Genomic DNA, 9,230 nt, shown 5'->3' with positions numbered 1-9,230 from the left:
CCTGCGCCGCTTCAAGTAGCGCGGCTCAGCGGGCCTCGGTCGTACCGTAGGCGCGCCACCCCAGGTCGCGGAAACCGGCGGCCTCGGCCACCGCGGCCGAGGCCCGGTTGTCGGGCGCGTGCATGTAGGTGGGCAGGGCGCCTTCGTCGAGCACCCGCCTGGCCGCCTGCGCGACGAGCCGTCGTGCGAGCCCCTGGCCGCGGGCCTCGGGGGCGGTCACGACGGCCAGCTCGTGCCCGTAGGCGTCGTGCCGCTTCACCCCCACCCCTGCCAGGTGCGCGCCGGTCGCGGGGTCCGTGGCGACCAGGACCTCGCCGCCGAAGGGCCACAACCACTCCGGTACGCCGGGCGCGTCGGCCGGCACCCAGGCTCCGGCGTCCGGCAGGGGCGCCGGGTCGGTGGTCCAGCGGTAGACGGCGGTGAACCAGCCACGCTCGGGAAAGCCGACCAGGGCGGGGATCTGCGGCCCCAGTACGGCGAGGTCCTTGTCCTCGGCGTACCGCTCCGCCACGGCCACGGCGGCGTGCGGCGGCACGGACAACACGCCGGCCTCGGGGCTCGACACGCCCAGGGCGGGGTGGATCCGGCCGTCCCAGCCGGGCTTCTCGCGCTGGGGGGCGCCGATGACGTCCAGCCCGGAGGCCGGGAGCCGGCCGCCGAGCCAGCGGGACAGGTGCTCGGTGAGCAGTCGTTCCATGACCTTCCTCCACAGTACGGTAGGGGGGTATGGTACATCTCATCCTGGAGGAGGACATATGAGACGTCTCGCCCCGCTTGAGCCCGATGAGGCGCCGGGCAAGTCCCAAGAACTGCTGAACGACATCGTCAGCAGGAGAGGCGGCGTGGGGGAGATGGTCGCCACCATGGCGCACTCGCCGGCGCTGCTGGAGGGCTACCTGAGCCTCTCCAGGGCGATGAAACGGGTCAAACTGCCGCGCGCTCTCAGCGAGAAGATCTCCCTCGCCGTCCAGGAATGGATCGGCTGCGGCACCTGCCTCCAGGCCCACATCGAGGCCGCGCGCGCGGCCGGGCTCAGCGAGGCCGACATCGCGCTCGCCCGGCAGGGCACCTCCACCGACGCCAGGGAGGCGGCCCTGATCGCCGTGGCCGTACGGGTGCTGGTGGAGCCGTCCACCATCACGGACGCGGACGTCGCCGACCTCCGGGCGCACGGCTGGAGCGACCGGATCATCGCCGAGCTGGTGGGCGTGGTCACGCTCAACCTGCTGACCGGAGCGTTCAACCTGCTGGCCGGCCTGCAACCGACCGAATGAAACGGCAGCGCCATGCTCTGCCTCCACGCGGATCGCCCTGACGCCGGCTCACCACCCGAACACGACCGCACGGCGACACCTCGCGTCACCAGGCGGCCGTCCGATGCTCGATGGTAGGAGGGTCATGGCTGCGACCGCATCGGTGAAGTCGCCGGTCCCGGCGAGCAACGGTGCTCCTCCGCCGGTCGCGGCCGGCAGGTTTGAGCCGGGGCCCGGCGGGGCCGCCCGTTCTGAGCCCCTGCTGGGCATGACCGACGAGCTGCGGCGCTCGTTCCTGGCCAGGGTCCGGGCACGGCACGCCGCAGCTTACCTCGCCTTGGACGATCTCATCGTGGCCGCCGGGGAGCGGGGCCGGGGGTCGGGGAGCGGCTGATGCGGGCGGTCGCCGAGGCCGCGGAAGGCAGGGTGATCCGCTGGGAGGTGGCCGCGGCGAACGAGGCGGCGCAGCGGTTCTACCGGCGGATCGGGGCCGGGCTGATCCCCAAGGTGATCTGCCGGTGGCAGGTGGGGGCCACCTGACGCGTACGGAATGGGTCTAGGATCTTCGGCGGCCCGTTCTGAGGAGGATTGACCCGTATGGAGCGCAGACGTTTCCTGGCCCTGGCAGGCGCCGCCGGTCTCGGTGCCGCGACCGGACACGTCACCCCGGCCCTGGCCGCGAGCTACCCCTACTACGACGGCGGCGTGCCGGACGAGGCGCACACCAAGCTGGGGGAGCTGGCGCCGTACGGGGTGTCGGCGCTCGCGTTCACCCCTTCGGGCGGCTGGGTCGTCGTCACCCAGGACGGCCGGTACTTCGCCCGGGGCATCCCCGACGCCTGCTTCGCCGAGATCGGGCAGCTCAGCGCGGCCGGGCGGAAGATCAACTGTGTGGCGTTCCCGCCCGAGGGCGGCGACCGCTGGGTGATCACCACGGATCGGGGCGTGACGGCGCGCGGCATCCCCGAGGCGTGCGAGCAGCGCATCGACGCCTTCTACGAGGCCGGGCAGCAGGTCGTGGACGTGGCGTTCCCGCCCGCCGGCGGCGACCGGTGGGTGGTGACGGCCTCCGCCGGCTACTACGCCAAGGGCGTGGACGACGAGTGCTACCAGATGATGCGCAACCTCACGCAGGGCGGGCGCCGCATCACCCGGGTCGCCTTCCCCCGCGCCGGCGGCTGGACGGTGGTGGCGCAGGACGAGTTCCACGCCCGCGGCGTCCCCGACGCCTGCTTCGAGCGCATGAACACCCTGGCCGGCGGCGGCTGGCAGCTGCACAACGTGGCCTTCTCGCCGTCCGGCGGCTGGGCTCTGGCCTCGCGCGGCAAGGTGCCCGCGCTGCCCGCCGACAAGGTCCGCCAGGTCGAGAACGCCGTCGGCGGCGCCACGATCTGGCAGCGGATGAACGCGTACCGGACGCCCGGGGTCGCGGTCGCGGTGGTCGTCGGCAACAAGATCGCCTGGTCGACCGGCTACGGCTGGCTGGAGGCCGGCAGCGGCGCGGCGGCCCACCCCGAGACGGCGTTCCAGGCGGCGTCCATCAGCAAGGCCGTCACCGCGGTCGGCGTCCTGCGCCTGCTCCAGACCCGCAAGATCGCGCTCGGCGCGGACATCCGGCCCTACCTCGGCTGGTCCCTGCCCCGCCGCTCCTGCGTGACGTCCACGGCGGTGCCCACGATCGACCGCGTGCTGACCCACCGGGCCGGCGTGATCGGCCGCGGCTCCACCACCCCGGCGGACGCCTGCACCGGGTTCGCGGCGGGCGGCGGCGGCTTCCCCGGGTACGGCCCCGACGCGACCGTCCCCACGCTGCTCCAGGTCATGAACGGCGCGGGCAACACCCCGAAGATCGAGCTGACCACCGCGCCCGGCGCCGAGTACCACTACTCGGGCGCCGGGTTCGTGCTCCTGCAGCGGATGGTGGAGCAGCAGACCGGCATGACGCTGGCCCAGTACATGCAGAAGGAGGTGTTCGCGCCGCTCGGCATGACCACCAGCTCGTACGCCCTCACGCCCGCCTTCGAGCTGGCCGCCGGCCACACCACCACCGGCGCCGTCATCCCCGGCAAGCGCAACCGCTATCCGGAGTCGGCCGCCGCCGGCCTCTACACCAATGTGCTGGACCTGTGCCGGCTCGTGTCGTACCTCAACCGGGCCTACACCGCCTCCGCCGACATCGCCGGGCCGCTCACCCGGGCCTCGGTCCGTACGCTGCTCACGCAGGGTCCCCAGCCCGGCATGGGGCGGGGCCTGTTCATCGCCGGGGCGGGCACCGACGGCTTCTCCTACAGCCACGACGGCTCCAACTACGGCTTCAAGTCGCTGTTCACCGGCTACCCGAAGCTGGGCGCCGGCTTCGCCGTGCTGGCCAACGGCAGCAACACGAGCCTGGTCACCGAGATCGCCGCCGCCGTCAAGAAGGTGTACGGCTGGCCCTGACCGGCGCGGGCGGCCCGCCCTTCAAGGGTGGGTCACCAGTCAGGGGCGGGTCACGAGGATGCCGTCGTCGTCGCTGAACAGCTCCGCCCCCGGGTGGAACGTGACGCCGCCGAACGACACCGGCACGTCCCGCTCGCCGGTGCCCGACTTGCCGCTCTTGCGGGGGTTCGAGCCGAGGGCCTTGACGCCCAGGTCCAGCTCCCGCAGGGCGGTGACGTCCCGTACGGCGCCGTTGATCACCACGCCCGCCCAGCCGTTGCCGGCCGCCATGCCGGCGATCACGTCGCCCATCAGCGCCGTGTGCAGCGAGCCGCCGCCGTCCACGACGAGCACACGGCCCTCGCCCGGCTCGCCCAGGATGGACTTGAGCAGGGCGTTGTCCTGGTGGCAGCGGACGGTGGCGATCGTGCCGGAGAAGGCGCGGCGGCCGCCGTACTGGCGCAGCTGCAGGTCGCACGAGTCGAGGCGGTCGCCGTGCTCGTCGTACAGGTCGGCGGTGACGATGGTCATGATCGGAAGCCTCTCACGTCACCAGCTCGGTACGCAGCTCGTGGCTGTCGTCCGGCAGCCGGGCCTCGTAGAAGAGCCGGTGGGTGCCGTCGGGGAGGGGCAGCACGTCGAGGTAACGCACGTCCGCGACCGGCGCTCCCGGCACCAGCGCCCCGCTTCGGGGGGTGGCCAGGCCGGTGCGTTCGCGCCAGTTCTCCGAGGCGGAGGCGCGGCCGTCGTAGGAGGCGCGGCCGTCGGGCAGGACGCTCGTCACGCGGGCGCCGCGGGCGTCCCACGCGCCGGGCCGGCCGGTCAGGACCGTGCCGCGCGGGCGCCAGCTCAGGCCGTCGTCGCTGGTCGCGTACGCGGTGCTCATGCGGTCCTCCGCGCCCGGCACGTCCAGCGGGTGGCAGCAGAGCCACGCCCGCCACTCGCGCCCGTCGTGACGGATCACCGGGTCCTTGACGCCGGTACGCGCGTCGCCGGGGAAGACCGGCCGCACCTCGGACACCGCCAGCCCCTCCGGCGTCGCCGCCTCGGTGACCCCGATCCACCAGTGCTTGGTGCCCGGCGTCGCGCAGCTCACGTACAGCCGCCATCGCCCCGACGGCGTGCGGACCAGCGCGGGGCGCTCCACCATCGCCGCGCCGAAGCGGTCGCGCGGCAGCACGGCGACCGTCGTGAACCGCTCGCCGTCCGGGGAGCGGGCCACGACGTTGTGGTCCTCGCCGCCCGCGCGGACGCGGTAGGCCAGGACGAACGTGCCGTCGGCGGCGAGCGCGGCGCTCGGCGCCCCGGCCCACTGCTGCGGCCCGGCGCCGGGCGCGGGCACGGCGACCGCGACGCGGCCCTGCCCGGGGAGGGGGAAAGACGTCATGGCCCGAGTCTGGGAGGAGGGCGCCTCGGGCGGGAGTGGCAGCACTGCCCTGGTACGGGAATTTCCTGCCATACTCGTGGCCGTGATCCGCAACGTCGCCGCCGTGGTCGGCGATCAGGTCGCCGCGTTCGAGCTCGGGATCGTCTGCCAGGTGTTCGGCCTCGACCGCTCCGACGACGGGCTGCCCGTGCACGACTTCGCGGTCTGCGCGCCACGGCCCGGCCCGATCCCGACCACCTCCGGGTTCCCCGTGCAGGTCGAGCACGGGCTGGAGCGCGTCGCCGAGGCCGACCTCGTGGCCGTGCCCGCCTGGCCGCCGCTCGACGCGCCGGCTCCCGAGCCGCTGCTGGCGGCGCTGCGGGAGGCCGCCGGGCGCGGCGCGCGGGTGCTCACCATCTGCACGGGCGCCTTCCTGGCGGCCGCCGCCGGGCTGCTCGACGGCAGGCGGGCCACCACCCACTGGCAGTTCGCCGGGCTGCTCGCCCGCCGCCACCCCCGCGTCCGCGTCGATCCCGGCATCCTGTACGTCGAGGACGGCCCCGTCCTCAGCAGCGCCGGAGCCGCGGCCGGGATCGACGCCTGCCTGCACCTCGTCCGCCTCGAACACGGTGCCGCCACGGCCAACGCCCTGGCCCGGCGCCTGGTCGTGCCCGCCCATCGGTCGGGCGGGCAGGCCCAGTACGTCGAGGCGCCCATGCCGCCGCCGCGCACGCCGTACGAGCTGGCGGAGCTGCTCGACTGGATGCAGCAGCACCTCGACCGGCCCCTCACGGTGGAGACGCTGGCGGCGCGGGCGGCCATGTCACCGCGCACGTTCGCCCGGCGGTTCAAGGCGCTGACCGGCACGACGCCGCACCGCTGGCTGCTCGAACGGCGGCTCCAGCTCGCCGAGGAGCTGCTGGAGGGCACCGAGCTGAGCGTGGAGGCGGTGGCCGTGCGGGCGGGGTTCGGCGGCGCCGACGGTCTGCGGCACCACTTCGCCGCCAGGCGCGGGGTCGCCCCCGCGGCCTACCGCCGCGCCTTCCGCCGTCATCCGCCGTGATCCCCGCCCGCACGGTGCTTGTGTCCCGTGGCCTCTCATGGGCCACTCACGGGAATGTCCTGAAGCCTCTCGGCGGGTCGGGCAGAGCCCGCCGAGAGGCCGCTTGGACGCCGACGGGCGGTCAGCCGCCGTTCGACGGGCCGCCGGCCTGCGTGGCGACCCGCTCGATGGCCTCGACGGCGACCTCGGGCTGGTCGACGTAGATGTAGTGCTCGCTCTTCTCCGCCGTGCTCAGCTTGCTGTTGCTGGACAGCGCCAGCCACGCGCGCTGGCCGGCCGCCCACGCCTTCTCCAGGCGCGGCCCGTACTCGGGCAGGGCCGCGAGGTACGGCTTGCCGTGCTGGACGACCTCGACCGGGATGTCACCGGCGGAGCGGACCTTGCCGTCGGTGATGGTGAGCTTCTCGGGGTTCTGGCCCTGGAAGACGGCGAGGTTCTGGGCGCGCAGCTGGGCCGCCGGGCCCTTGGCGGACTCGGGGATCGCCTTGGAGATGTCGGCGAGCATCGTGGAAGGAGTGGCGTCGAGCAGGACCAGGCCCTTGACGCGGTCCTGGTGCTCGGGGGCGTAGCGGGCGGCGATCAGGCCGCCGAGCGAGTGGCCGGCCAGGACGACCGGGTTGTCGGCGGCGACCCGGTCGAGCACGCCGGTGAGGATCTTGCCGGTGGCCGCCATGTCCTGCGGGCCGTCGGGCTGGTCGCTGGCGCCGGAGCCGAGGCGGTCGTAGGAGCAGACGCGGTTCTTCGCGCTGAGCGTCTTCTGGATGCCGGCCAGCTTGTCGAGCCCGTCGCCGGCGCCGTGCAGGAGCACGATGACCGGCCGGCCGTCCGCCGCCTCGCCCGAGCAGGACACGTTCACCGAGTGCCCGTCGACCTTGATCTTCGTGGTGCCGGAGATCACGGCGTCGTCGGGCTTCGGCTCGCTCTTGGTCTTGGTCGTGCTCTTGGGGGAGCTGCTGGAGGCGAGGGGATCCCAGTTCTCCAGGGAGTCGCCGTCACAGCCGGTGACTGCAGCGCCGATCATGGTGCAGCACAGTGCGGCCACTGCGGTTGCCTTGATCCTGCGGAGCATGGTGTTCCTCCATCGAGAGTACGAGAGCGGGCCGGAGGGCGATGGCCGCGCGATAACGCTACGGAGCCGGCAGTGCCGGGATCGTCACCACACGGTGGACATTCGCCGGTAGCTCGCATGGGGGACAAACGCCGCGCAACCGTTAAGCTCACCCGGTGCTCGATCTACGACGCGCCAAGGATCTGTGGCAGCGGTGTGACGTCACGGTGCGGGACCTTCCGCTCGCGCTGCTGCTGACCGTCCTGTCCCTCCTGCCGGGCTTCCAGGGCCACGGCACGCAGATCGGCCAGTTCCCGTCCCGGCCGTACGATCTGGTGGCCGTCGCGGTGATCGCCCTGGAGGCGATGCCGCTCGCCGTGCGGCGGCGGTGGCCGGGCTGGTCGGTCGCGCTGGTGGCGCTCGGCTTCGCCCTCGACCAGTTCCTCGCCTGCCACGCGCTGGCGGGCATCGCCCTGCCCATCGCGCTGGTCAGCGCCGGCGCCCACGTGCGGCGCCGCCGGCCCCTCACGATCGTCCTGCTGTCGGTCGCGTACGTGGTGTTCATCGCCGCGCTCCAAGGGCTCGGCGCGAACGAGACCCCGCTGGACATCGCGCTGCTCTACCTGGCGCTGGCCCTCTCGTGGGCCATCGGCGCCTGGCTGCGTTCCACCCGGGCCGCCGAGGCCGAGCGCCGCCGCCACGTCGCCGAGGCCACCCGCGTCGCCGAGCGCACCCGCATCGCCCGCGAGCTGCACGACGTCGTGACGCACCACGTGACGGCGATGGTCGTGCAGGCCGAGGCGGCCCGCTACCTGACCGCCGTGCCCGACCGCCTCGACACGACCCTGACCGCCGTCACCGACACCGGCCGCCGGGCCATCGCCGACCTGCGGAACCTGCTCGACCTGCTCAACCCCGACCACGACGCCGAGGTCAGCACGCCGTCCGCCGCCGACCTGCCCGCCCTCGCCGAGCAGACCCGCCAGGCCGGGCAGCCGGTGGAGCTCGTTCAGGAGGGCGAACCTTCGCGATCGTCCGGCGCCGCCGAGTTCGTGGCCTATAGGGTCGTCCAGGAAGCCCTGACGAACGCGCTCAAATACGCCCACGGCAGCCGCACCGTGGTGCACGTGCGCTACGGCGAGAAGGAGATCAGCGTGGCGGTGAGCACCGACGGCCCCAGCACGGCGGCCGGCTCTCCCGGCGAAGGCGGGCCCGGCCCGTCCGGCTCGCCCGGCGGGAGCGAGCACGGCCCGGCCGGTCCTCCCGGCCGGCGCGGCTCGTCCCGCTCGCTCGGCGGGAGCGGGCGCGGCCTGGCCGGGCTGCGGGAGCGGGTCGGCGCTCTGGGCGGTGCGTTCAGTGCGGGGCCGCAGGAGGACGGCGGCTTCCTCGTACGGGCGCGCATCCCCCTGGAGAGCGCGTCGTGACCGCGCCCGTCCGGGTCCTGGTCGCCGACGACCAGGCGCTGATCCGCACCGGCTTCGCCACGATCATCGACGCGCAGCCCGACCTGGAGGTGGTGGGCGAGTGCGGTGACGGCCGCACCGCCGTCGACCTCGCCCGCCGGCTGCGCCCCGACATCGTCGTCATGGACGTGCGCATGCCGGTGCTCGACGGCATCGGGGCCACCCGCGAGCTGGCGGGCGCCGGGGTGACGGACCCGGTCAAGGTGCTCGTGGTGACCACGTTCAACCTCGACGAGTACGTGTACGAGGCGCTGCGGGCGGGCGCGAGCGGGTTCCTGCTCAAGGACGCCCCGCCGGCGCAGCTCCTCCAGGGCATCCGCACCGTGGCGTCGGGCGCCGCGCTGCTGGCGCCGGAGGTGACCCGGCAGCTCGTCGGCCGGTACGCGGCCCGCATCCGCCCCCAGGAAGGCGGGGCCGAGGACGTCCCGCTGACCCGGCGGGAGCTGGAGGTGCTGCGCCTCATCGCCGACGGCCTGTCCAACAGCGAGATCGCCGGCACGCTGGTGATCAGCCAGGAGACCGTCAAGACGTACGTGTCCCGCATCCTGACCAAGCTCGACCTGCGTGACCGCGTCCAGGCGGTCGTGTACGCGTACCGCAGGGGCCTGGTGGCTTAAGG

General features: G+C 73.8%; 11 protein-coding genes. 7 read left to right on the top strand and 4 right to left on the bottom strand.

Going from position 1 to position 9,230, the window contains the following annotated elements; all coding sequences use genetic code 11:
* Window positions 1-25: 25 nt before the first annotated feature.
* Window positions 26-697 carry a GNAT family N-acetyltransferase gene (locus HCN51_RS50990; protein WP_168020142.1) on the bottom strand — a complete coding sequence of 224 codons (672 nt, stop codon included), beginning with the start codon at window positions 695-697 and terminating at the stop codon, window positions 26-28.
* A 58-nt stretch (window positions 698-755) separates the two neighbouring features.
* On the opposite strand from HCN51_RS50990, the gene HCN51_RS50985 reads away from it, so the two are divergent.
* The 4 genes from HCN51_RS50985 to HCN51_RS50970 all read left to right on the top strand — a co-directional run bounded on the left by HCN51_RS50985 (window position 756) and on the right by HCN51_RS50970 (window position 3,692).
* A complete protein-coding gene (locus HCN51_RS50985; protein WP_168020137.1) occupies window positions 756-1,274 on the top strand; it encodes a carboxymuconolactone decarboxylase family protein in 519 nt (172 codons plus the stop codon).
* Window positions 1,275-1,398: 124 nt separating this feature from the next.
* The gene (locus HCN51_RS50980; protein WP_168020135.1) at window positions 1,399-1,647 is read left to right on the top strand and encodes a hypothetical protein; all 249 of its coding nucleotides are present in this window, start codon (window positions 1,399-1,401) and stop codon (window positions 1,645-1,647) included.
* The gene (locus HCN51_RS50975) at window positions 1,647-1,793 is read left to right on the top strand and encodes an N-acetyltransferase (protein ID WP_168020133.1); all 147 of its coding nucleotides are present in this window, start codon (window positions 1,647-1,649) and stop codon (window positions 1,791-1,793) included. The genes HCN51_RS50980 and HCN51_RS50975 overlap by 1 nt, the downstream gene beginning before the upstream one ends.
* A gap of 57 nt (window positions 1,794-1,850) precedes the next feature.
* Window positions 1,851-3,692 (top strand): serine hydrolase domain-containing protein, encoded by a 1,842-nt coding sequence (locus HCN51_RS50970; protein ID WP_168020132.1) that lies wholly within the window; start codon window positions 1,851-1,853, stop codon window positions 3,690-3,692.
* A gap of 39 nt (window positions 3,693-3,731) precedes the next feature.
* Here HCN51_RS50970 and rraA read toward each other — a convergent pair whose 3' ends face one another.
* Both rraA and HCN51_RS50960 read right to left on the bottom strand, forming a co-directional pair.
* Window positions 3,732-4,202, bottom strand: coding sequence for a ribonuclease E activity regulator RraA (rraA, locus tag HCN51_RS50965; RefSeq protein WP_168020130.1), 471 nt, complete (start codon window positions 4,200-4,202; stop codon window positions 3,732-3,734).
* Between the two features lie 13 nt (window positions 4,203-4,215).
* Window positions 4,216-5,058, bottom strand: a complete 843-nt coding sequence (locus tag HCN51_RS50960; RefSeq protein WP_168020129.1) for a glycoside hydrolase family protein — start codon at window positions 5,056-5,058, stop codon at window positions 4,216-4,218.
* A gap of 85 nt (window positions 5,059-5,143) precedes the next feature.
* Between HCN51_RS50960 and HCN51_RS50955 the strand changes: the two genes are divergently transcribed.
* Window positions 5,144-6,100 carry a helix-turn-helix domain-containing protein gene (locus tag HCN51_RS50955; protein ID WP_428981582.1) on the top strand — a complete coding sequence of 319 codons (957 nt, stop codon included), beginning with the start codon at window positions 5,144-5,146 and terminating at the stop codon, window positions 6,098-6,100.
* 121 nt (window positions 6,101-6,221) lie between these two features.
* On the opposite strand, the gene HCN51_RS50950 is transcribed toward HCN51_RS50955, so the two are convergent.
* Window positions 6,222-7,121, bottom strand: a complete 900-nt coding sequence (locus HCN51_RS50950) for an alpha/beta fold hydrolase (protein WP_240974107.1) — start codon at window positions 7,119-7,121, stop codon at window positions 6,222-6,224.
* Window positions 7,122-7,324: 203 nt separating this feature from the next.
* Here HCN51_RS50950 and HCN51_RS50945 point away from each other — a divergent pair, with 203 nt between their 5' ends.
* Together HCN51_RS50945 and HCN51_RS50940 are read left to right on the top strand one after the other, a co-directional pair.
* Window positions 7,325-8,572: a histidine kinase gene (locus HCN51_RS50945; RefSeq protein ID WP_168020124.1), complete on the top strand. Its 1,248-nt coding sequence runs from the start codon at window positions 7,325-7,327 to the stop codon at window positions 8,570-8,572.
* Window positions 8,569-9,228, top strand: a complete 660-nt coding sequence (locus HCN51_RS50940) for a response regulator (protein WP_168020122.1) — start codon at window positions 8,569-8,571, stop codon at window positions 9,226-9,228. The genes HCN51_RS50945 and HCN51_RS50940 overlap by 4 nt, the downstream gene beginning before the upstream one ends.
* Window positions 9,229-9,230 lie beyond the last annotated feature (2 nt).

Source organism: Nonomuraea composti, from assembly GCF_012034275.1.
In the GTDB taxonomy this organism is placed as follows: Bacteria; Actinomycetota; Actinomycetes; order Streptosporangiales; family Streptosporangiaceae; genus Nonomuraea; species Nonomuraea composti.
The sequence above is the reverse complement of the archived record's forward strand: the minus strand, read 5'-3'. Positions and strand labels throughout refer to the sequence as shown.

Coding starts and splice junctions, on each gene's coding strand:
- HCN51_RS50990 (WP_168020142.1), bottom strand. CDS start 697: ATGGAACGACTGCTCACCGAGCACCTGTCCCGCTGGCTCGGCGGCCGG.
- HCN51_RS50985 (WP_168020137.1), top strand. CDS start 756: ATGAGACGTCTCGCCCCGCTTGAGCCCGATGAGGCGCCGGGCAAGTCC.
- HCN51_RS50980 (WP_168020135.1), top strand. CDS start 1,399: ATGGCTGCGACCGCATCGGTGAAGTCGCCGGTCCCGGCGAGCAACGGT.
- HCN51_RS50975 (WP_168020133.1), top strand. CDS start 1,647: ATGCGGGCGGTCGCCGAGGCCGCGGAAGGCAGGGTGATCCGCTGGGAG.
- HCN51_RS50970 (WP_168020132.1), top strand. CDS start 1,851: ATGGAGCGCAGACGTTTCCTGGCCCTGGCAGGCGCCGCCGGTCTCGGT.
- rraA (WP_168020130.1), bottom strand. CDS start 4,202: ATGACCATCGTCACCGCCGACCTGTACGACGAGCACGGCGACCGCCTC.
- HCN51_RS50960 (WP_168020129.1), bottom strand. CDS start 5,058: ATGACGTCTTTCCCCCTCCCCGGGCAGGGCCGCGTCGCGGTCGCCGTG.
- HCN51_RS50950 (WP_240974107.1), bottom strand. CDS start 7,121: ATGATCGGCGCTGCAGTCACCGGCTGTGACGGCGACTCCCTGGAGAAC.